Source organism: Pseudomonas sp. FW305-20, assembly GCF_058788075.1.
Map to the genome: position 1 here is coordinate 209,414 of NZ_JBYTAJ010000001.1, position 20,922 is coordinate 230,335.

18 protein-coding genes are annotated in these 20,922 nt (G+C 61.5%); 10 read left to right on the forward strand and 8 right to left on the reverse strand.

Going from position 1 to position 20,922, the window contains the following annotated elements:
- Window positions 1–59 precede the first annotated feature (59 nt).
- From AC3WP4_RS00990 to AC3WP4_RS01020, 7 genes are all read left to right on the forward strand, one after another.
- Window positions 60–1,145, forward strand: coding sequence for an ABC transporter ATP-binding protein (locus tag AC3WP4_RS00990; RefSeq protein WP_102614286.1), 1,086 nt, complete (start codon window positions 60–62; stop codon window positions 1,143–1,145).
- Window position 1,146: 1 nt separating this feature from the next.
- Window positions 1,147–2,064, forward strand: coding sequence for an ABC transporter permease (locus AC3WP4_RS00995; RefSeq protein WP_074877623.1), 918 nt, complete (start codon window positions 1,147–1,149; stop codon window positions 2,062–2,064).
- Window positions 2,061–2,849 (forward strand): ABC transporter permease, encoded by a 789-nt coding sequence (locus AC3WP4_RS01000; RefSeq protein WP_046048507.1) that lies wholly within the window; start codon window positions 2,061–2,063, stop codon window positions 2,847–2,849. Before AC3WP4_RS00995 ends, AC3WP4_RS01000 begins: the two co-directional genes overlap by 4 nt.
- Before the next feature lie 39 nt (window positions 2,850–2,888).
- Complete coding sequence (locus tag AC3WP4_RS01005) at window positions 2,889–3,953, forward strand: extracellular solute-binding protein (RefSeq protein WP_371916895.1); 1,065 nt, start codon at window positions 2,889–2,891, stop codon at window positions 3,951–3,953.
- Between the two features lie 159 nt (window positions 3,954–4,112).
- Window positions 4,113–5,300 carry an amidohydrolase family protein gene (locus AC3WP4_RS01010; protein WP_102614284.1) on the forward strand — a complete coding sequence of 396 codons (1,188 nt, stop codon included), beginning with the start codon at window positions 4,113–4,115 and terminating at the stop codon, window positions 5,298–5,300.
- A complete protein-coding gene (locus tag AC3WP4_RS01015; protein WP_102614283.1) occupies window positions 5,297–6,784 on the forward strand; it encodes an amidohydrolase family protein in 1,488 nt (495 codons plus the stop codon). The genes AC3WP4_RS01010 and AC3WP4_RS01015 overlap by 4 nt, the downstream gene beginning before the upstream one ends.
- A 12-nt stretch (window positions 6,785–6,796) precedes the next feature.
- On the forward strand, window positions 6,797–7,459 hold the full coding sequence (locus AC3WP4_RS01020; RefSeq protein ID WP_074877629.1) for a flavin reductase family protein: 663 nt from the start codon (window positions 6,797–6,799) through the stop codon (window positions 7,457–7,459).
- Between the two features lie 111 nt (window positions 7,460–7,570).
- Here the strand turns inward: AC3WP4_RS01020 and AC3WP4_RS01025 are convergent, their stop codons facing one another.
- The 6 genes from AC3WP4_RS01025 to AC3WP4_RS01050 form a co-directional block, all read right to left on the reverse strand.
- Window positions 7,571–10,669 carry an error-prone DNA polymerase gene (locus tag AC3WP4_RS01025; RefSeq protein ID WP_173860434.1) on the reverse strand — a complete coding sequence of 1,033 codons (3,099 nt, stop codon included), beginning with the start codon at window positions 10,667–10,669 and terminating at the stop codon, window positions 7,571–7,573.
- Window positions 10,645–12,060 (reverse strand): Y-family DNA polymerase, encoded by a 1,416-nt coding sequence (locus tag AC3WP4_RS01030; RefSeq protein WP_074877633.1) that lies wholly within the window; start codon window positions 12,058–12,060, stop codon window positions 10,645–10,647. The genes AC3WP4_RS01025 and AC3WP4_RS01030 overlap by 25 nt, the downstream gene beginning before the upstream one ends.
- 7 nt (window positions 12,061–12,067) lie before the next feature.
- Window positions 12,068–12,685: a translesion DNA synthesis-associated protein ImuA gene (gene imuA, locus AC3WP4_RS01035; RefSeq protein ID WP_102614280.1), complete on the reverse strand. Its 618-nt coding sequence runs from the start codon at window positions 12,683–12,685 to the stop codon at window positions 12,068–12,070.
- A complete protein-coding gene (gene lexA, locus AC3WP4_RS01040) occupies window positions 12,685–13,302 on the reverse strand; it encodes a transcriptional repressor LexA (RefSeq protein WP_074877639.1) in 618 nt (205 codons plus the stop codon). Before lexA ends, imuA begins: the two co-directional genes overlap by 1 nt.
- Window positions 13,303–13,825: 523 nt before the next feature.
- Entirely contained in the window at window positions 13,826–14,794 is a 969-nt protein-coding gene (locus AC3WP4_RS01045) for a Gfo/Idh/MocA family protein (RefSeq protein WP_102614279.1), read from the reverse strand.
- Window positions 14,795–14,810: 16 nt separating this feature from the next.
- On the reverse strand, window positions 14,811–15,698 hold the full coding sequence (locus AC3WP4_RS01050; protein WP_076030741.1) for a Dyp-type peroxidase: 888 nt from the start codon (window positions 15,696–15,698) through the stop codon (window positions 14,811–14,813).
- A gap of 212 nt (window positions 15,699–15,910) precedes the next feature.
- On the opposite strand from AC3WP4_RS01050, the gene AC3WP4_RS01055 reads away from it, so the two are divergent.
- Window positions 15,911–17,536, forward strand: a complete 1,626-nt coding sequence (locus AC3WP4_RS01055; protein WP_076030740.1) for an NADP-dependent glyceraldehyde-3-phosphate dehydrogenase — start codon at window positions 15,911–15,913, stop codon at window positions 17,534–17,536.
- 44 nt (window positions 17,537–17,580) lie between these two features.
- Window positions 17,581–18,624, forward strand: a complete 1,044-nt coding sequence (locus tag AC3WP4_RS01060; protein WP_102614278.1) for an FUSC family protein — start codon at window positions 17,581–17,583, stop codon at window positions 18,622–18,624.
- Between the two features lie 14 nt (window positions 18,625–18,638).
- Here the strand turns inward: AC3WP4_RS01060 and AC3WP4_RS01065 are convergent, their stop codons facing one another.
- A complete protein-coding gene (locus AC3WP4_RS01065; protein WP_076030739.1) occupies window positions 18,639–19,535 on the reverse strand; it encodes a DMT family transporter in 897 nt (298 codons plus the stop codon).
- Between the two features lie 134 nt (window positions 19,536–19,669).
- On the opposite strand from AC3WP4_RS01065, the gene AC3WP4_RS01070 reads away from it, so the two are divergent.
- Window positions 19,670–20,107, forward strand: a complete 438-nt coding sequence (locus AC3WP4_RS01070; RefSeq protein ID WP_008155029.1) for an Lrp/AsnC family transcriptional regulator — start codon at window positions 19,670–19,672, stop codon at window positions 20,105–20,107.
- Window positions 20,108–20,172: 65 nt separating this feature from the next.
- Here the strand turns inward: AC3WP4_RS01070 and AC3WP4_RS01075 are convergent, their stop codons facing one another.
- Entirely contained in the window at window positions 20,173–20,844 is a 672-nt protein-coding gene (locus AC3WP4_RS01075; RefSeq protein ID WP_045057637.1) for a Bax inhibitor-1/YccA family protein, read from the reverse strand.
- Between the last annotated feature and the right edge of the window lie 78 nt (window positions 20,845–20,922).

Consider the following 20,922-nt stretch of genomic DNA (forward strand, 5'->3'; position numbering starts at 1 on the left):
CCGGTTATTTGTAGATTGCATCCAGATATTGCATACAATAATTAGAGGAATGCACCAATATGGGTCATCCAACTGCGATTGAAGTGCGTAACGTCTCCAAGCGGTATTCCGACGATCCGGGGCTGGCTCCAGCCCTCGACAACGTTTCAGTCGACATTGCCGACAATGAATTCTTCACCTTGCTCGGCCCTTCCGGCTGCGGCAAGACCACCCTGCTGCGCACCATCGCCGGCTTCGAACAGGTCAGCGAAGGCGAGATTCGTCTGGCGGGCGAACCGGTCAATGATTTGCCACCGTTCAAGCGCCGGGTCAACACCGTGTTCCAGAGCTACGCGCTGTTTCCGCACATGAGCGTCGCGCAGAATATCGCCTTCGGCCTTGAGATGCAGGGTCTTGATCGCAAGCTCATCCCGCAACGGGTCGATGAGATGCTCGCGCTGGTACAAATGCAACACCTGGCCCAGCGCAAACCGGCCGAATTGTCCGGCGGCCAGCAACAGCGCGTGGCGCTGGCCCGGGCTCTGGCGCCGAAACCCAAAGTGCTGTTGCTCGACGAACCGCTGTCGGCGCTGGACCTGAAGCTGCGCAAGGAAATGCAGGTCGAACTCAAGCGCGTGCAGAAGGAAGCCGGAATCACCTTCATTTTCGTCACCCACGATCAGGAAGAAGCCCTGACCCTGTCCGATCGAATCGCCGTGATGTCCGCCGGCAAGATCCTGCAAATCGGCACCCCAAACGATATCTACGAAAGACCCAAGCATCAGTTTGTCGCCCAGTTTATCGGCGACATCAACTTCCTCCCCGGCCACATCAAACGCGGCCAGCTAAACGAAAAACTGTTCGTGCCCAATGGCATGCCGGTGGAAATCCCCTGCCCGGCCCAAGGCTTCGACGGCGCCAGCGTGCAATTGGCCTTCCGCCCGGAACGCTCTCAATTGGTCGACCAGGCGCAACCGCATCACCTGCGCGGCGTGATCGAAGCGGTGTTGTATGTCGGCACTGCCACGCTCTATCAGTGCCGGTTGAACAACGACATCAAGGTCATGCTGCGCGAGAACAACGAAGGCCTGAACCGTGGCCGCGTGGTCGGTGATCGCGTCGCGGTCAACCTGCCGCCCCATGCCTGCCTGTTGATGGAGGCCTGAGATGAGCGTCAGCAGCACTTCTCCCGCCCTCAGCCGTGCGCTGTTGCTCAGCCCGGTGGTTCTGACTTTGCTGGCGTTGATCGCCATTCCGCTCGGCATCATGGGCTACATCAGCTTGCTGCCGCGCAATGTGTACGGCGGCGTCGACTGGCAGGCCGACTGGCAATTGCAAAGCTACGTGCAGCTGTTTTTCCAGGAAGGTTTCGACGGTGAACTGGAGCTGAACTGGGTCTACGCCCAGGCGCTGTTGCGCTCGGTGTTCCAGGCCGGCGGCACCACGTTGCTGTGTTTCCTGTTCGGCTTCCCGGTGGCCTTGTGGATGTCGAGCCTGACACCGCAGCGGCGCAACCTCATGGTGTTGCTGATCACCATTCCGTTCTGGACCAACCTGCTGATTCGCAACTACGCCTGGCTGATCATCCTGCGTGAGCACGGCTGGGTCGCCCAGAGCCTCAACGCGCTGTTCCCCCAGGCGGGTGGCATCACCCTGCTCTACAACGACTTCGCCGTCAGCGTCGGGCTGGTCTACAGCTTCCTGCCGTTCATGATTTTGCCGATCTACTCGACCCTGGAAAAACTCGACTGGCGTCTGGTGGAAGCCGCGTACGACCTCGGCGCCAATCGCTGGCACGCGCTGAAGCGGATCATTCTGCCGCTGTCGATGCCCGGCGTGATTGCCGGCGCGTTGCTGGTGTTTGTGCCAAGTCTCGGTGCGTTCATTACCCCGGCGATTCTCGGCGGCGGCAAGACACTGATGATCGGCAACCTGATCCAGCAACAGTTCGGCACCGCGCGCAACTGGCCGCTGGGCAGTTCGCTGTCATTCCTGTTGCTGGGGATTCTGCTGCTGTCCCTGGTGCTTTACGCCCTCTACAGCCGCAGCGCCGCCAAAACTCTACGTCGGGGAGCCACCGCATGATCGCCCTGCACCTGAAAAAACTACCGCTGACCCGCGAAGTCAGCCTGTTGATCCTGGCCTATCTGTACGTGCCGATCTTCGTGCTGATCGCCTACAGCTTCAACGCCAACCGTTCGGCCACGGTATGGACCGAGTTCTCGTTCGCCTGGTACGGCAGGATTCTGGCCAACCCGTCGATCCAGACGGCAGCGCTGAACTCGATCATCGTCGCCGGCATCGCTACGGTCTGTGCCACGGCCATTGCGTTGCTTGCGGCGTTGGCGACGTACCGGCCGTTCTATGGGCAGAAGATGGTCGAGGGCGGGATCAACCTGCCGCTGATCCTGCCGGAGATCGTCACCGCCGTCGCCACGCTGCTGCTGTTCATGGCGCTGGGGATCAAGCTCGGTTTGCTGACGGTGATCGTCGCGCACATTGGCTTCTGCATTCCTTTCGCCTACCTGCCGATCCGTGCGCGGCTCAATGATCTGGACAAGAGCTTGCTGGAGGCGGCGAACGATTTGTACGCCAACCCGTGGCAGGTGTTTCGTCGAGTGACGCTACCGCTGCTGTGGCCCGCAGTGTTGTCCGGGTCGGTGCTGGCGTTCGTCGTCAGCCTCGACGATTTCATCATGACCTTCTTCGTGGCCGGCCCCGGTTCGACGACGTTGCCGGTGTACATCTTCTCGGCGATCAAGTCCGGCGTGACGCCGGAGATCAACGCGATCTCGACCCTGATGCTGGTGATTTCCATCGTGCTGGTGGTGCTGGCCTTCTGGCTGGGACAGCGCGGCAAAAACCAATGAGCCCTTTCCTTCGCGGTACTTTCGGAGCGTAAAACCATGATGTTGAAAAACACGATCTTCAAAAGCATGCGTTACGGCGTCGCCGGTCTGGCCCTCGGTTGCTTCAGCGTTTTCACCGCGCAGGCCGCCGAACCCAAGGAATTGTTCTTCTATAACTGGACCGACTACTACCCGGTGGAACTGCTGGCCAAGTTCGAAAAGGAAACCGGGATCAAGGTCACCATGGACGGCTACGACAGCAACGAAACCCTGCTGGCCAAGTTGCAGGCCGGTGGCGCGGCGTATGACGTGATCGTGCCGTCGCAGTCGATCATGCGCACGTTGATCAACCAGAACCTGCTGCTGCAAATCGACGCGTCGACCCTGCCCAACTTCCAGTACGTCAAACCGGCGTTCCGCGACCCGAGTTTCGACCCGGGCCGCAAGTTCTCCGCTCCGTACCTGTGGGGCACCACCGGGTTTTCCTATGACAGCGCGCGGGTGCCCGGCGGCAAGCTCGATGACTCTTGGAAAGAGTTCTTCGAACCACGCAAGGAACTCGAAGGCCAACTCGCCGCCCTCGACACGTCCAGCAGCGTGATCAACGCCGCCAGCCATTACCTGAACGTCGACGAATGCAGCGAAAACCCGCAGGACGCCAAGCGCATTCTGGAGCTGCTGCAAAAACAGAAACCGCACTTGAAGATGTACAGCTCGGACAACACCGTCGACCGCATGGCCTCCGGTGAAGTGATCATGATGCAAAACTGGAACGGCTCCACTGCCCGGGCCACATTGCAAAAAAGCACCATCAAGTACGTGTACCCGCGCGAAGGCCTGGCGATGTTCCAGGACAACTTCGCCGTACCGAAAAGCGCCCCGCACCCTGGCAACGCGAAGCTCTTCATCGACTGGATGATGAAACCGGAAAACGCCGCCGCCGTGTCCAACGCCATCGCCTACGCCAACGGTATCCAGAGCGACAAACTGATCGACGCCAAATGGCGGGTGATGGACGCGATCAACATGCCCGACGAATTCGCCTCACGCCTGCGCCCGGAAAAAGAGTGCAGCAACAAGGCGCGTGAGTTGCAGGACCGGATCTGGTCGAAGCTCAAGGGTTGATTGGCTGGGTTTGAGACCGAGTCGCGGCCATCGCGAGCAGGCTCGCTCCCACAGGGTATTGGGTTGTTCACACATTCCATGTTCAACACAAAACCACTGTGGGAGCGAGCCTGCTCGCGATGAGGCCCGCCCAGACACCACAAAAATTTGAGGTATGTAATGACCTGGCTACGCAACGTTCGCCCCTACGGCTCCCCCGCCGAAGACCTGTTTCTGGAAAACGGCCTGTTCAAGGCTCGACGCCCCGCGTCCAACGCGCCTCTGACCACCACCGACATCGACGGCCAAAACCAGCTCCTCACCCCGGCCCTGGTTGAAAGCCACATCCACCTCGACAAAACCCTCTGGGGCCAACCCTGGCACCCGAACAGCGCCGGCCCGACGCTCAAGGACTACATCGCTAACGAGCGCCGCGTGCTGCGCGACGTCCAGGCACCGATTGCCCAGCGCGCCGGCGCCCTGCTGGAAAACTGCATCGCCCGTGGCTCGCTGACGATGCGTTGTCACGTCGACATCGACCCGGAATTCGGCCTGCGCCACGTCGAGGCCATGCAACAGCTGCGCGAAGCCTACCGCGACCTGATCGACCTGCAACTGGTGGTGTTCCCGCAAACCGGCCTGATCAGCCGCCCCGGCACCGCCGAACTGATGCGCGAAGCCATGGCCCTGGGCGTGGAAAACGTTGGCGGACTCGACCCCTGCGGCATCGACAATGACCCCATCGCCCAGCTCGACTTCGTGTTTAAGCTGGCCAGCGAATTCGAGCGTGGCGTCGACATTCATCTGCACGACAAGGGCGAACTGGGCCTGTGGCAGATCGCACTGATCGCCGACTACACCGAACGCTTCGGGCGTCAGGGTCGGGTGATGATCAGCCACGCGTACTGCCTTGGGATGTTGCCGTGGAGTCAGGTCAAACCGGTGGCCGAGCGTTTGGCGGCCCTGGGCATTTCCCTGATGAGTTCGGCGCCGGCCGATTGCGCGGTGCCGCCGTTTCTCGCATTGCGCGAGACCGGGGTGAACGTGTGCCTGGGTTCGGACGGCATTCGTGATGCCTGGTCGCCCATGGGCAACGGCGACATGCTCGAACGGGCGATGCTGCTGGCGTTTCGTTTCGATTTGAACAAAGACGATGAACTGATGGCGGCGTTTGAAGCCGCCACAGTGAATGGCGCTCGGGCGTTGGGCTGTGAGGGTTATGGTCTGGAGATCGGTCAGCCGGCGGATTTTTTGCTGATGCCGGTGCAGACGCTGGGTGAAGCGGTGGTGTCGCGGCCGATGCGCCAGGTTTATCGCGGCGGTGAGTTGATCGCCTCGGGTGGCCAACTGCTGGAAAGCCGTCTGTGAAAAGGACTGGATTGAAAGCCAGTTGCGTGGTCGGGTTCGACGGCACCCGGCATGTGCTGTGGCGCGACGGCGAAGTGGTGTTCGAAGGTTCGCGCATTGTGTTTGTCGGGCGTGGCTATCCAGGGCCGGTGGATCAGTGGGTCGATTACGGCAACGCATTGATCGGACCCGGTTTCATCGACCTGGATGCACTCGGCGATCTTGATTCGACGGTGCTGACGCTGGACAACGGCGATGAACGCGACATGGGCCGGATGTGGTCCGAGGATTACCTGGCGAGCGGTCCGCGGGAGAGTTACAGCCCCGATGAAGAAGTCTTCAAATACCGCTACGCCTTCACCCAGCTGATCCGCAACGGCATCACCACCGCCATGCCGATCACCTCGATGTATTACCGCGAATGGGCCGAGACCTACGACGAGTTTTCTGCGGTAGCCGGTGTGGCGGGCGAGTTGGGGCTGCGCACTTACCTCGGCCCCTGCTACATGAGCGGCATGAGTTACTGGCGCGCCGATGGAAGCCTCGGACATCACTGGGATGAAACGCGGGGCATGGCGGGGCTCGATGCGGCTGCGCGGTTTTTCCGTGATTTCGACGGTGCGCACGAGGGTTTGATTCGTGGCGCGCTGCTGCCGGACCGGATCCAGACCTGCACACCGGCCCTGCTGCAACGCACTGCCGCGCTGAGTCGGGAACTGAACGCGCCGATGCGTTTGCATTGCTGCCAGGGGCTCGGTGAGGTGGCGATGGTCGAACAACTGCGCGGTACTTCGCCGCTGGGTTGGTTGCAGCAATTGAAACTGCTGACCCCGCGCAGCCTGCTGCCCCACGGCCTCTACACCTGCGGCGATGACGATCTGCAACGCGTGGTGGATGGCGGCGCGAGTCTGGTGCATTGCCCGGTGGTGTTTGCCCGTGACGGCGAGGCGTTGAACTCTTTCGGTCGCTATCGGGCCAAGGGCATCAACTTCGCCTTGGGCACCGACACCTGGCCGGCGGATCTGCTGGAAAACATGCGCCAGGGTCTGAACATCGCGCGCTTGATGGAGGGCGATGGTTCCTTGACCTGCACGCTGGATTTTTACAATGCCGCCACCCTCGGCGGCGCCAAGGCCCTGGGCCGCGACGATCTGGGTCGCCTGGCACCGGGCGCCAAGGCCGACATCACGGTGTTCAGCCTTCGCGGCCTGCATTTGGGGCCGTTGTTCGATCCACTGAAAAACCTGGTGCTGGCCGGGCGCGGTGACGACTGCATCGCCAGCTACATCGACGGCCGCTGTGTGATGCAGGACGGTCAGGTTCAAGGCGTCGACTACCCCGCCCTGCAACGCCAGGCGCAACAACAATTCGAAAAACTGATGCGCAGCCACAGCGACCGGGCCTTCGGCCAACCGGACTGGAAAGGCCTGTTCAAACCGGCCATTCCGTTCGCTGACGACTACAGCGCAGACGCGCCACTGAGCGCGATTGATCCCCTTCTTTAGAGAATTCTGCCCATGCAAAGCTTTGACTTCAGCCAATTGAGCCCGCGAGACAAGTACAAGATTCTGATCGGCAGCGTGGTGCCCCGGCCGATTGCCCTGGTCACCACCATCGACGGCGAAGGCCGAATCAACGCCGCGCCCTTCAGCTTCTTCAACGCCCTCTCGGCCGACCCGCCGATCCTCGCGTTGGGCGTGGAAAACTACGGCGACCAAAGCCCCAAGGACACCACGCGCAATATCCAGCTCAACCAGGAATTCACCGTGAACATCGTCAGCGATGCCCTGGTGGAAGCCATGAACGTCTGCGCCGTGCCGTTCGCTCCCGGTTTCGACGAACTGACGGCCGCCGGCCTCACCGCCATTCCCGGCACCACGGTCAAATGCCCACGAATCGGCGAAGCCCCGGTGGCCTTGGAATGTCGACGGATGATGGCGCTGTCTATCGGGCAGTCGCGGGAGATTATCTTTGGCGAAGTGTTGATGGCGCATGTGCGGGATGAATTGATCGACCCGAAAACCTTGTACATCGATCAACTCGGGCTCGATGCAATTGGCCGGATGGGTGGGCATGGGTATGCGCGCACGCGGGATTATTTCGATTTGCCGACACGCTCGTTGCAGGCGTGGACGGATGCGCCGGGGGGCGGCGAAAGGTTTTGGCCGTCAGGTAAATGATCGTTCCCACGCTCTGCGTGGGAATGCAGCCAGGGACGCTCTGCGTCCGCTGTGACGCAGAGCGTCACGGGAGGCGTTACCACGCAGAGCGTGGGAACGATCAAGTTGGGTTCAGCGGAAATCCCGGCTGCGTACGCTGATGCCGTCGAGCAATGGGCTCAGGTCGCTCAACCGCCCGGCAATCAAATGCCGCACCTCGCCTTCCTTTTCCCAACGCCCGTCGACCTTGAGCAATTGCGAGCCGACCAACACCTGGCGCTGCCGGTCGGCCAGGTCGCGCCAGACGATGACGTTGACGTTGCCGAACTCATCTTCAAGGGTGACAAAGGTCACGCCACTGGCGGTGCCCGGGCGTTGTCGGCCGGTCACCAGCCCGGCGACACTGACCGGTCGTCCATGCTCGACCTCCAGCAGTTCCTTCGAACTGCGGCAGCGCCGGGCTTTCAATTCACCCCGCAATAGAGCCAGCGGATGCGGGCCGAGCGTGGTGCCGACACTGTTGTAATCGGCCAGCAGGTCCTCGCCGACAGTGGGTTTGGGCAACGACACCGCGCCCTCCTCCTGACTCGGCAGACCGGCGAACAAGCCAAGCTGTTTCTGCACACCCGCCACTTCCCAGCGCGCCCGATGACGGTCACCCGCCAGGCCACGCAGCGCACCCGCATCGGCCAGTTGTTCCTGGGCGCGGGCGTCGAGTCGCGCCCGTTCGCCGAGGTCGGCAATGTCGATAAACGCCCCCTTCGACCGTGCGGCTTCGATGCGCCGGGCATCGTCCTCGCGAAAGCCCTTGATCATCCGCAATCCCATGCGAATCGCCGGTTGAGCCCCAGTGATCGGCTCAAGGCTGCAATCCCAATCGCTGGCGCGCACGTCCACCGGGCGAATCTGCAAATGATGCCGGCGCGCGTCCTGCAGAATCTGGTCCGGGCTGTAGAAACCCATGGGCCAGCTGTTGATCAGCGCACAGGCGAAGGCCGCCGGCTCATGGCATTTCAACCAGCAACTGGCGTAGGTCAGCAAGGCGAAACTGGCGGCGTGGGACTCAGGAAAACCATAACTGCCGAAGCCTTTGATCTGCTCGAAGATCTGCGCGGCAAACTCGGCCGTGTAGCCGTTTTTCTTCATCCCGGCGGCCAGGCGATCCTTGTGCGGTTCCAGCCCGCCGTGGCGTTTCCAGGCCGCCATGGAGCGGCGCAGCTGATCGGCCTCGCCGGGGCTGTAGTCGGCGGCGACGATCGCAATCTGCATCACCTGTTCCTGGAACAGCGGCACGCCCAGCGTGCGCTTGAGCACCACTTCCAGTGCCGGAGACGGATAGACCTCCGGTTCTTCCTTGTTTCGGCGGCGCAGGTACGGATGCACCATCCCGCCCTGAATCGGCCCCGGACGGACAATTGCCACCTCGATCACCAGGTCATAGAAGGTCCGTGGCTTGAGCCTCGGCAGCATCGACATCTGCGCCCGGGACTCGATCTGGAATACGCCAATGGTGTCGGCACGGCCGATCATGTCGTAGGTCGGCGAGTCTTCGGCCGGGATCGTCGCCAGACTGAGGTCCCGATGACGATGACGGCGCAACAGATCGAAACAGCGGCGGATCGCACTGAGCATGCCCAGCGCCAGGATATCCACCTTGAGCAGCCCGACGGCATCAAGGTCGTCCTTGTCCCACTGGATGATGGTGCGCTCGGCCATGGCGGCGTTTTCCACCGGGACCAGGCTGTCCAGAGGCTGCTCGGAAATCACGAAACCGCCGGGGTGCTGGGACAGGTGTCGGGGGAACCCGATCAACTGCCCCGTCAGGCTCAGCACCCGGCGCAGCACCGGACTCTCGGGATCGAACCCGCCTTCAAGCAGGCGCTCCACGGGCGGTGTTTCATCACTCCAGTGGCCACAGCAATCGGCCAGGGCGTTGATCTGATCCGGCGGCAAACCCAGGGCCTTGGCCACATCACGCACCGCGCCGGCCGCGTGATACGTGCTGACCACCGCCGTCAGCGCCGCACGGCTGCGGCCATAACGCTGGAACACGTACTGCAAGACTTCTTCGCGGCGTTCGTGTTCGAAATCGACGTCGATGTCCGGCGGTTCGTTGCGCTCTTTGGAGAGAAAGCGCTCGAACAACAGCGTGGTGCGATCCGGATCGATTTCCGTGATGCCCAAGGCAAAGCACACCGCCGAGTTGGCCGCCGAACCACGGCCCTGACACAGGATTTTTTGCTCACGGGCGAATCGCACAATGTCGTGAACCGTCAGGAAATAGCTTTCGTAGCCCAGCTCGGCGATCAGCTCCAGTTCCTTGTCGATCTGCGTCAGCACCTTGGCCTGCGGTCCTTTTGGCCAGCGCCACGCGATACCTTCTTCGGTCAAATGACGCAGCCAGGACGTGGCTGTCTGGCCTTCCGGGACCAATTCCCGAGGATATTGATAACGCAACTGACCGAGATCGAAAGTGCAGCGCCGGGCGATGTTCAGCGTTTCGTCGAGCAGGGTTTGCGGGTAGATCGATTGCAGAGCCTCAAGACTGCGCACATGCCGCTCGCCATTGGGATGAAGACGCAACCCGGCCTCCGCCACCGGCACGTGATGACGGATCGCAGTCATGGTGTCCTGCAAGGCGCGCCGTCCACGAGCGTGCATGTGCACATCACCGCTGGCCACTGCCGGGATTCGCAGCTCCCTTGCCAGCATCAACAGCTCGTTCAGCCGTCGGGTATCGTTCTGGCCGCGATGCAGCTGGACGGCCAGCCACAGGCAATTGGCGAAGGTCTGTTTCAGCCAGCGGCCCTGTTCGAAGTCATCGACCGCGTCCGGCACCCACAATGCCAACAGGCCCGGCAAGGGTTCGCTGAAGTCCTCGCGCAGCACTTGATACTGGCCTTTCTGCGTGCGGCGTCGGGCTCGGGTAATCAATCGGCACAGCGCTTGATAACCCTCGAGGTTTTCCACCAGCAACACCAGTTTCGGACCGTTCTCGATGCGCACTTCGCTGCCGATGATCAGCGGCAGCTCCACGGCTTTGGCCGCTTGCCAGGCGCGGACGATACCGGCCAGGGTGCATTCATCGGTGATCGCCAAGGCCTGATAGCCCTGCTTTTTCGCCCGCTGAAAGAGTTCGAGGGCACTGGAAGCACCGCGCTGAAAACTGAAGTTCGACAGGCAGTGCAGCTCGGCATAGTCGATGCTCATGCGAACCAGCCTTGCAGCCACAACGGACCGTCCTCACCGACCGCACGGTAGGCCCAGCCCTGCTGGCCGGAACGGGTTTCGATCAGGAAGTAATCACGGCGCACATCGGCGCCGTCCCACCAACCGGACTCGATGCGCTCCGGCCCCATCAGGATGCGCGCCGAACCTTCGTGCACCGCCAGTGGTTCGGTCAGCAGCCAACCCGGACGTTGCACGCCGGGCAGCCCTGCACAGCGCTGACTGTCGACACTGGCCTGCCACGCGCATTCCGGCCGGTGATCGGCCTGGAACCGCAAGCCCTGCACCGCGTCATCCCCCAACCGAGCGCGCAAGCGTTCGCGCAGTTGCTCCCAGGGCAAGGACTGCTGCGGGCGGTCGTCGAACAGCTCCTGATACTGGGGAACGAAGGCCGGCAAGTCTTCGGCGCGCAGGCGAAAACCGCGCACCGGGGCCTCGACCTGAACGTGCTCCAACCGGCCCCGGGCCAGTTCGAAGAGCATCGCCGGATCACGTTCGGCGCTGAGCAGGCCGACCTTGATGACGGTGTCCGGCAACCCGGCGTGTTCCAGGTGCAGGTCAAAACGCTGCACGCCGCTGTCCCGACCGCAAAGAAACGCCGACAGGTCGCCGGTCAGCCGGCGTAACGGAAACAGCAGCGCCTGATGGGACTGCACGTCGAAGTTGAGCTCGATGCGCACATCGAACCGGTCCGGCGGCAGGTAGAACGCCAGCGCCAGCCGCCGTAACCCGAGCAAGGCGTCCAGATGCTTGAGCACCCGGGCCTCGAAACGCCGGGCCAGACTATGGCGAGGCAACGCCTGAACCTGGCTCAAGGTGCGCAGCCCCATGCGCGACAACGCGGTGGCCACGCTGGTTTCCAGCCCGATCCGGTCGATGGGCAACTGCCCTAGATGATGCTGCAAGGCTTGATCGTCGGGCACCACCAGACCGTCATAAGCATTGGCCAGTACCCGTGCCGCCACCGGGTTGGGCGCGGCAACAATCCGATGGCGAAACCCCAACTCGCCGAGTTCGGCGCGTAACCGCGCCTCGAATTGCGGCCAGGCGCCGAACAATCCCAGGCTGGACTCGATTTCAAACACCACCGCACGCGGGTAATGCACGCTGACTTGTGAACTGAATCGATAAGCCCAGGCGGCCAGAAACTGCTGCCAGTGTTCGATCTCGGCAGCGTCGTATTCAGCCGTGACAAAGCCTTTGCTCAAGGCCTGGGCGGCGGTCATCGACTGGCCCGGACGCAAGCCCAGCGCCCGGGCCGAAGCGTTGACCGCTTGCAACACCCGACGTTGGGCCGGGCCGGTCAGCAGCGCCAGCGGTTCATCGGGATCGGAACGCTGACGCAGTACCGCGTCCAGCGCCAATTGCGGGAAGAGAATGCACACCCAGCGCATGGCAACCTCAATGTCCCACGGGGAAGGCAATCGGCGCCGAACGCGCCAACCCGCCCCGACACTTGAGCACGCGCAATTGTGCAGGCCTGGCATCGATGGCGATGCGCAGTGCCGCGGGCGAAGGGTTGATCGCCTCATTGATCGAGCGGTAGGCAAACGCCAGGGTCGAGCCGGTTTCCGCCGCCACCTGCAAGCGCCGCAACGCCCGGTCATCGGCCTTGTGCGGCCAGCACAGCACTGCGCCGCAACTGCCTGAACGCAGGCATTGCTCCGCTGCCCACAAGGCATCGCGCTCGCAAGCCTGGATGATCGACAACTGACGCAGATCGACCCCGGCGTTCTGCCAGGCCTGGGGATATGGCACGTAAGGCGGCGCCACCAGCACGATGCGCTCGCCCGCGGCGGACAACCGCGCCAGCGCCGGCCACACCAGTTGCAACTCGCCAACACCCTGCCCGGCCAAAAGGATTTCGGTCAGCGCCGCTTCCGGCCAGCCACCGGTGGGCAACGCCGCATCCAGCGCAGCATGCCCGGTGGGTTGCGGGCTGACGGCCGGTGGCGCAGGCCGGCCCTTCCAGACCTGGCCGCCATTGAACAGCGTATCCAGCGCAACGACGGCGCCCATCACCCTTGCCTCACCAGGCCGCAGAACACCCCTTCGATGGCCAGGTCCTGACTGGCTTCGACGATGATCGGCTTGTAGGCCGGATTGCGTGGCAGCAATCGGACAACCTCGCCGACCCGCTCGAAACGTTTGATGGTGACTTCGCCGTCGAGTCGCGCGACGACGATCTGGCCGTTGACCGCCTCGGGATTGCGGTGCACGCCCACCAGGTCACCGTCGAGAATGCCGTCCTCGATCATCGAGTCACCCTGGACCCGCAGCATGTAATCCGGCACCCGCGAGAAGATCGACGGGTCGAGCAGCAAGCGGCTGTGAACCTCGGCATCGGCACCGATCGGCGCACCCGCCGCCACCCGACCGAGTACCGGAATGTCCAGCAACTCGGGCCGCGCCGGTTGCCCGAGCAAACGAATGCCCCGGGCCTGATGCGCATTGACCTCGATAAAACCGGCCTCGGTCAGCGCCAGCACATGCTTGCGCGCCACGCTACGGGAGGCGAAACCGAACGCCTCGCTGATTTCAGCGAGGCTCGGGGACTGGCCCTGCTCGGCGATTCGATCGCGGATAAAGGTCAGGATGGCGGTACGGCGGGGAGTTAAAGTCGTCATGGAGTACATTTGTACTCTTTTGGTTTTTTCCTGGCAAGGACCGCCAGTCAGCTGGCTGGTCGACCACACAACCCGAGGTAAACACAAATTACAGTGTCGGCGGAGGCCGACAGGGTGAATGAGGCTCCGTACTACTCAGGGCCGGCCTCATCGCGAGCAGGCTCACTCCCACAATGGATCGAAGCCAGCCGCAAATCCTGCCTACACCACGAAACCTGTGGGAGCGAGCCTGCTCGCGATGGCGACCGTTCAGTCAATGCAGATGCAAGCTATGCCGGCCTCATCGCGAGCAGGCTCACTCCCACAATGGATCGAAGCCAGCCGCAAATCCTGCCTACGCCACGAAACCTGTGGGAGCGAGCCTGCTCGCGATGGCGACCGTTCAGTCAATGCAGATGCAAGCTATGCCGGCCTCTTCGCTCTCCATTTGGATTGAGTTTCAACGGAGCAAGGGATTTCGACTTTCAGATGCGCCGAACCGCAGCCTCACGCTGCTCGGCAACTGCTACATCGGTGAGGCATTCAGTGAGCGTTATCCGCGCTTGAGGATCTGGTCCATCACCCAATCGGTTTTCAGTGCTTGTTCGGCCAGCGCCGGATGCCGCGCTTCTCCCCGAATATGCGCGTTCATGCCCAGCACGTGATGCCACTGAATGTGCTCATGGTTCTCGATGTGCAGGCTGAGGCTTTCATCGGCTTCAAGCTGAACCGGATGCTCATCGAATACGGAAAAGCTGATCCGGCCTGTGCTGCCAATCAGCTCGACCCGATCTTCGCGGCGGTCTGCGACGAAATTCCAGCAGCCCATACCCAGAGCGCCGGAAGCAAATCGCCAACTGGCGCTGACGGCATCCTCGGCGGTATACAAACCGGCCTGGTGCGCGGTAAACCCGGCGACTTCGACGATGTCGCCAAGCAGGTACTGGAACAGATCGAAGCCATGACTGGCCAGGTCGGCGAAATAACCACCACCCGCAATAGCCGGGTCGGTGCGCCAGTTATCGGTACCGCCAAGATCGGTCGGGGATGGCGCTTTGGTCAGGGTCCAGGTCAAATGCCGGACCTCGCCGATCCGCCCTTCCTCCAGCCATTGCCGCACTTGCTGGAAGCGGGGAAGTGAACGCCGATAGTAGGAAACAAACAGGTGCAGCCCGGCATCGGCAAAGGCCTTTTGCATCTCGCGGCTTTGCCCGGCATTCAACGACATGGGTTTCTCGACGCAGCAATGTTTGCCGGCGGCGGCCACTCTCAAGGCGTAAGCGTCATGGCTGTCAGGTGGCGTTGCGATGTACACCGCGTCGACCTCGGGATCATTGATCAGCGCGTCGACATCGGTGTAGACCCGAGCGATGCCGTGACGCGCGGCGTAATCCGACACCGCGTCCAGACGCCGGCCCATCACCGCCACCAGCGCCGAGCCGGGCGCCTTGTAGAAGGCCGGTCCGCTCTTGCGTTCAGCGACGCTGCCACACCCGATCATGCCCCAGCGCACCACGTTCATACTCACTCCCAGATGTTTAGCCGACGCGCAGTGCGCGCAGGTCCAGATGCCCGTCCTTGAGCGGCGGGCACCAGTAGTAGCCGCCGGTGATCGGCCGGCTGATGCGATACAAGCCGTCGGTGATGCCGTCTTCCAGACCGCTCATGCGGCGCAGTTGGGCTTCGAAGGCGTCGAGGGAGAAACCGAAGGCCAGGAACATCAGGCCGGCGCGATCGCCTTCGATCCACGGCATGGAACGGCGCACCACGAAGGCCTCGGGGGCGAAGCTTTCCTGGGCGGTACGTTTGACGTGAGCGGAGATCGGCGCGTCGTCGATTTCTTCGTTGTCGCTCAAACGACGGCCCATGATGTTGTCCTTCTCATCGGACGGCATCGCGTGGAAACCCTTCAGGTCGTGCTGCCATTGCTGGATCGCGGCGAAACTGCCGCCGACCGTTCCGTCAGCGCCGTTACTCACCAGCGCGGCGGCGACGGCGGCTTCGTCGTGAGGGTTTTCGGTGCCGTCTTCGTAACCGGTCAGATCATGGCCAGTAAGGTGGCGGAAGGTTTCGTTCATCTGCACCAGGCGCAGGGCCGGGGCCAGCGCGGCTTCGATGGCGTTGCTACGGTTGAGCAATTCGCCACGGTCGACACCATGCAGCCAGCACCAGAGCGCGTGCTGGGTGGACGGGTTGTCGACGCCGACACCGGTCAACGCTGGAAAGGTGCGCAGGCCGTCGATTTGCCCCTTGAGGGCCTTGACCAGGGACTCACCGAACCCGACCACGGCCGACTTCCCGTCCACCAGTCCCTTGAGATTCTCCAGCGCGGCCGGCAAGGCAGCGGCGGATTCGAGTGCGAAGAACATATGACGAGCTTGAGGCGGAACTGGGGTGGCGAGAATGCCCGGCTGGTAGTAACTCATATGAACTCCTTCAGAAAGAGCGCGAAGTTTAACCGCAGGATCGTAACTTGTGTGTTTTCAGGGCAAAAGGTCGCAGCCCCGTAACCCTGTAGCCGCTACGACGATCCGCAACGTCGAGCTAAAAGAATCCTAAGATGAGTCATGACAAGCGAGTCCGAGGTCTGCTAAAACGATTCATCAATTGCATCACCCAATCCAGACGGGGTAGCGACATGACCACAGCACACATCCTTGGCAACCTGTTTCCCGACGCCAGCGACATCCCGGAAAAATACCGCCTCGACGGCCAGACCGAGCAGCGTGAATACCTGGTCGACGGTGAGCTGAAAACCTGGTCCGGGCCCCTCGCCCAAGTCCGCAGCCCGGTGTACCTGACCGGCGAAAATGGCGACGAACAAGTAATCCTCGGCAGCACGCCGCTGCTCGATGCCGACACCGCATTGACCGCGCTCGACGCCGCCGTCCGCGCCTATGACCGGGGCCAGGGTCTGTGGCCGACGATGCGCGTAGCCGAACGCATCCAGCACGTCGAAGCCTTCCTCGCACGCATGCGTGAACAGCGCGAAGCCGTGGTCAAGTTGCTGATGTGGGAAATCGGCAAAAACCTCAAGGACTCGGAGAAAGAGTTCGACCGCACCTGCGATTACATCGTCGACACCATCAATGCGCTCAAGGAGCTCGACCGCCGCTCCAGCCGTTTCGAACTGGAACAGGACACCCTCGGCCAGATCCGCCGCGTACCGCTGGGCGTGGCGTTGTGCATGGGACCTTACAACTACCCGTTGAACGAAACCTTTACCACGCTGATTCCGGCGCTGATCATGGGCAACACCGTGGTGTTCAAACCGGCCAAGCTCGGTGTACTGCTGATTCGTCCGCTGCTGGAAGCGTTCCGCGACAGCTTCCCGGCCGGGGTGATCAACGTGATCTACGGCAGCGGCCGCGAGACCGTCAGCGCGCTGATGGCCAGCGGCAAAATCGACATCTTCGCGTTTATCGGCACCAACAAAGCCGCCAGTGACCTGAAAAAACTCCATCCAAAACCGCACCGCTTGCGTGCGGCATTGGGCCTGGACGCGAAAAACCCCGGCATCGTGCTGCCCGAAGTCGATCTGGACAACGCGGTCAGCGAAGCGCTCACCGGCTCCTTGTCTTTCAATGGCCAGCGCTGCACCGCGTTGAAAATCCTCTTCGTCCATGAAGACGTGGTCGAAGCGTTCATCGACAAATTCAACGCCAGACTCGCCAACCTCAAACCCGGCATGCCGTGGGACAACGGTGTGGCGCTGACGCCGTTGCCGGAAGCGAGCAAGGTCGATTATCTGCACTCGCTGGTGGCGGATGCCGTGAGCAAAGGCGCCGCCGTGGTCAACCCCAATGGCGGTGAGGCCCGCGCTTCGTTCTTCTACCCCGCCGTGCTGTACCCGGTGACGCCGCAGATGCGCGTCTATCAGGAAGAACAGTTCGGCCCGGTCGTGCCAATCGTGCCTTACCGACATCTGGACACGGTGATCGATTACGTTCTGGAATCAGACTTCGGCCAGCAGCTGAGTATCTTCGGCACCAACCCGGTGGCGGTCGGCCGGCTGGTCGATACCTTTGCCAACCAGGTCGGCCGGATCAACCTCAACGCCCAGTGCCAGCGCGGCCCGGACACTTTCCCGTTCAACGGTCGCAAGAACTCCGCCGAAGGCACGCTATCGGTGCATGATGCGTTGCGGGTATTTTCGATTCGCACGCTTGTGGCGACCAAGTTCCAGGAAACCAACAAAGAACTCATCAGCGAGATCATCAGCGGACGCAGTTCGAGCTTCCTGACCACCGATTACATTTTCTGAGGAAACCGAGCCTGAGCACATTCAGAGCCCATCGACTGCCACCTCTGTTGCGCCGACTGCTGCGTCCGTTACTCGACCCGTATCGGCGCTATCGCCACGCCCGGGTGATCCACGCGGTGCGTGTGTCGCTGGGGTTGCTGGCAACGATCCTGCTGACCACCGGCATCAACCTGCCCCACGGTGAGTGGGCGTCGGTGACGATGCTGGTGGTGATCGGCGGCCTGCAGCATCACGGCAATATCGGCAAAAAAGCCGCCGAACGCGCCATCGGCACCTTGATCGGAGCTGGCGTCGGCTTGCTGCTGGTGGCGCAACAGGCGTGGCTCGGGATGCCGTGGCTGACCTATTTCGCGATGGCCGTGGTCTGCGGATTCTTCTCCTACCATGCCATCGGCAAGGGCGGTTACACCGCGCTGCTCTCGGCGATTACCGTGTTTATTGTCGCGGGGCATGGCGACAACCCGATCACCGACGGGCTGTGGCGTGGGGTGGACATCCTGATCGGCATCGCCCTGGCCCTGGCGTTTTCTTTCGCCTTGCCGCTCTACGCGGTTTATTCCTGGCGCTACAACCTGGCCGATGCCTTGCGCGACTGCGCGACGATCTACGGCCGCATCATCAATGGCCAATCGGTTACCGATGACGAACACCATAAACTGGTGGGCCGCCTGAACACAGTGATGGTGCAACTGCGCTCGTTGATGCCGTCGGTGTCCAAGGAAGTGCGGATTTCCATGACCGAACTCGATGCCATTCAGCGCCACTTGCGCATGTGTGTCAGCACTCTGGAAATCCTCGGCAACACCCGACCTGACGCCCGTGCCCCCGATGCGATGGCCCGTCTTCAATTGGCGTTGAAAGCCGAGCATCGGCTGATTCGGGTGCAACTGATCGGTATGGCCAGGGCGCTGAAATCCGGTGCCTCCCAGCGGTTGAACCGGCCCGTCGAACTGCCGTCGGATTCAAGCCTGACCGCAACGGTTTACAACCCGCTGGACGGATATCAGTTATTGGTCCGACAGCTAGCCGCCAACATCGGCGAGATGCGCCAGCGCTTGGCCAAGACGGCACCGCGCTGGAACATCTGACGTTTCTTTACGGCTTACTGCGTTGTTACCGTCCGACGAAATTTCAGGGTCCAACCCTGTTGCATGCCGGCAGCGGCCAACAGAATCGCGGCTACGCCGATCCATTGCAGCGGTTCCAGGCGATGGCCAAAGGCAAACCAGTCAACGAAAATCGCCGCAATCGGGTAGATGAAGGACAACGCACCGGTCAGTGCCGTCGGCAGTTTTTGGATCGCGCCATAGAGCAGCACATACATCACGCCGGTATGGACAATGCCCAGGGTTACCAGACTGGCCCAGGCACTCGGCGCTTGCGGCAGTGCCGAAAAGTGCGCGAACGGCGCGAGTAACAGCACGCCGGTGGTGACCTGAATCAGCGCGATCAGATGCGGCGGTGTGCCAGTCAGGCGCTTGATGATCAACGCGGCAATCGCGTAAAGAAATGCCGCCCCCAACGCCAGAGCGATGCCCATCAGGTAATCATTACCGCTCTCGCCCTGCCCGCCATGTGCGCTGACAATCGCCAGCATCCCGAGAAACGAAATACCCAGCCAGAACAGTTTCTGCAGAGTGATTTTCTCGTTGAGGAACAACGCGGCCAACCCCACCAACATGAACGGCTGAACGTTGTAAACCGCGGTGCCGATGGCAATCGAGGCGCGGGAGTAAGAAGCAAACAACAGCACCCAGTTGCCGACAATCGCCACGCCGCTGAGCACAGCCAGCAAGAACGTGGTGCGGGTAAGAATGCCGGGACGGAGGAAGCCGAATGCCGCGCAGATCAGCAACAACGTGCCGGCGCCGAACACGCAACGCCAGAACACTACGTCCAGCACCGGTTGCCCGGACACCAGCACGAACCAGCCGATGGTCCCGGAAATCAGCATGGCGGCGGTCATTTCAAATGACCCGTGACGTATGGTTTTGTCCATCATCAGACTCCTGTGTTTGAGCCCAAAGTATGCCAATCCGACGAGGGGCTTCTCCAGCGCAAAAAGCAGGCTAAACTCGAAATCTGCCTTTTTTATCAAGGCGGTTTTAATTAATTGCCTAATTGGGGGTCGTCATGACCGACGATATCGACCAAGTGCTGATCACGGCATTGATGGAAGACTCACGCCGCTCGCTCAAGGCTCTGGCGCAAATCAGCGGCCTGTCTTCGCCCAGCGTCGCCGAGCGTTTGCGTCGTCTCGAAGAGCGTGGCGTGCTCAAGGGTTACACCGTCGAGATCGACCCCAAATGCTTTGGCTATCAACTCCAGGCCATCGTCCGTATTCGCCCGCTGCCAGGCCAGTTGCAGGAAGTGGAACGGCAGATCCAGGCCATTCCCGAATTTACCGAGTGCGATAAAGTCACCGGCGACGACTGTTTTATCGCTCGCCTGCATGTGCGTTCGATGGAACAACTGGACACCCTGCTCGACCGCCTCAACACCCACGCCGAAACCAACACTGCAATCGTCAAGAAAACCCCGGTCAAGCGCCGCTTGCCACCGATGGCGTGAGTTCTCACTCAAATCGCAGGCAAGAAAAAACCCGCCGAAGCGGGTTTTTTCCTCAAGGCTGACGATTAATCATCGCGACTCATGATGCCGAACAGCTGCAACAAGCTGACGAACAGGTTGTAGATCGATACATACAGGCTGATGGTCGCCATGATGTAGTTGCGCTCACCGCCGTGAATGATGGCGCTGGTCTGGAACAGAATGCAGACCGAGGAGAACAGCACGAAACCTGCGCTGATCGCCAGTTGCAGACCACTGATCTGGAAGAAGAAGCTGGCAACCACCGCACCCAGCAACACGAAGAAACCCGCAGTGATGAAGCCACTGAGGAAACTCATGTCCTTGCGGGAGATCAGCACATAGGCCGACAGACCGCCGAACACCAGCGCAGTCATCGCAAACGCGGAACTGACCACCTCGGCGCCGCCCTGCATACCCAGGTAACGGTTGAGGATCGGGCCGAGCAGGAAACCCATGAAACCGGTCAGGGCAAATGCCGACACCAGGCCCCAAGCCGAATCACGGAGTTTGTTGGTGAGGAAGAAAAGGCCGTAGAAACCGATCAGCACCACGAAAATGTTCGGGTAGCCGACGCGCATCTGCTGAGCGACATACGCCATCACGCCGCTGAATGCGAGGGTGAGAGCGAGTAAGCCGTAAGTGTTGCGCAGGACGCGGCTAACCTCTAGCTGCTCAGCCTGCACGCTGTTATTAACTGCGTAATCCTGTTCGCGCATGGCGACACTCCTGTTGGTTTGAAACGTTCAGTCGCAAAGATCATAACAGACGCTCTGTAACAAGCTATGCGGAGAGTT

What these genes read in the sequence shown, in the direction of transcription:
- AC3WP4_RS01020 (WP_074877629.1), top strand. Translation starts at nt 6,797, where the DNA reads ATGCAAAGCTTTGACTTCAGCCAATTGAGCCCGCGAGACAAGTACAAG.
- imuA (WP_102614280.1), bottom strand. Translation starts at nt 12,685, where the DNA reads ATGGGCGCCGTCGTTGCGCTGGATACGCTGTTCAATGGCGGCCAGGTC.
- AC3WP4_RS01045 (WP_102614279.1), bottom strand. Translation starts at nt 14,794, where the DNA reads ATGAACGTGGTGCGCTGGGGCATGATCGGGTGTGGCAGCGTCGCTGAA.
- AC3WP4_RS01010 (WP_102614284.1), top strand. Translation starts at nt 4,113, where the DNA reads ATGACCTGGCTACGCAACGTTCGCCCCTACGGCTCCCCCGCCGAAGAC.
- AC3WP4_RS01075 (WP_045057637.1), bottom strand. Translation starts at nt 20,844, where the DNA reads ATGCGCGAACAGGATTACGCAGTTAATAACAGCGTGCAGGCTGAGCAG.
- AC3WP4_RS00995 (WP_074877623.1), top strand. Translation starts at nt 1,147, where the DNA reads ATGAGCGTCAGCAGCACTTCTCCCGCCCTCAGCCGTGCGCTGTTGCTC.
- AC3WP4_RS01070 (WP_008155029.1), top strand. Translation starts at nt 19,670, where the DNA reads ATGACCGACGATATCGACCAAGTGCTGATCACGGCATTGATGGAAGAC.
- lexA (WP_074877639.1), bottom strand. Translation starts at nt 13,302, where the DNA reads ATGTACTCCATGACGACTTTAACTCCCCGCCGTACCGCCATCCTGACC.
- AC3WP4_RS01055 (WP_076030740.1), top strand. Translation starts at nt 15,911, where the DNA reads ATGACCACAGCACACATCCTTGGCAACCTGTTTCCCGACGCCAGCGAC.
- AC3WP4_RS01000 (WP_046048507.1), top strand. Translation starts at nt 2,061, where the DNA reads ATGATCGCCCTGCACCTGAAAAAACTACCGCTGACCCGCGAAGTCAGC.
- AC3WP4_RS01005 (WP_371916895.1), top strand. Translation starts at nt 2,889, where the DNA reads ATGTTGAAAAACACGATCTTCAAAAGCATGCGTTACGGCGTCGCCGGT.
- AC3WP4_RS01030 (WP_074877633.1), bottom strand. Translation starts at nt 12,060, where the DNA reads ATGCGCTGGGTGTGCATTCTCTTCCCGCAATTGGCGCTGGACGCGGTA.
- AC3WP4_RS00990 (WP_102614286.1), top strand. Translation starts at nt 60, where the DNA reads ATGGGTCATCCAACTGCGATTGAAGTGCGTAACGTCTCCAAGCGGTAT.
- AC3WP4_RS01065 (WP_076030739.1), bottom strand. Translation starts at nt 19,535, where the DNA reads ATGGACAAAACCATACGTCACGGGTCATTTGAAATGACCGCCGCCATG.
- AC3WP4_RS01050 (WP_076030741.1), bottom strand. Translation starts at nt 15,698, where the DNA reads ATGAGTTACTACCAGCCGGGCATTCTCGCCACCCCAGTTCCGCCTCAA.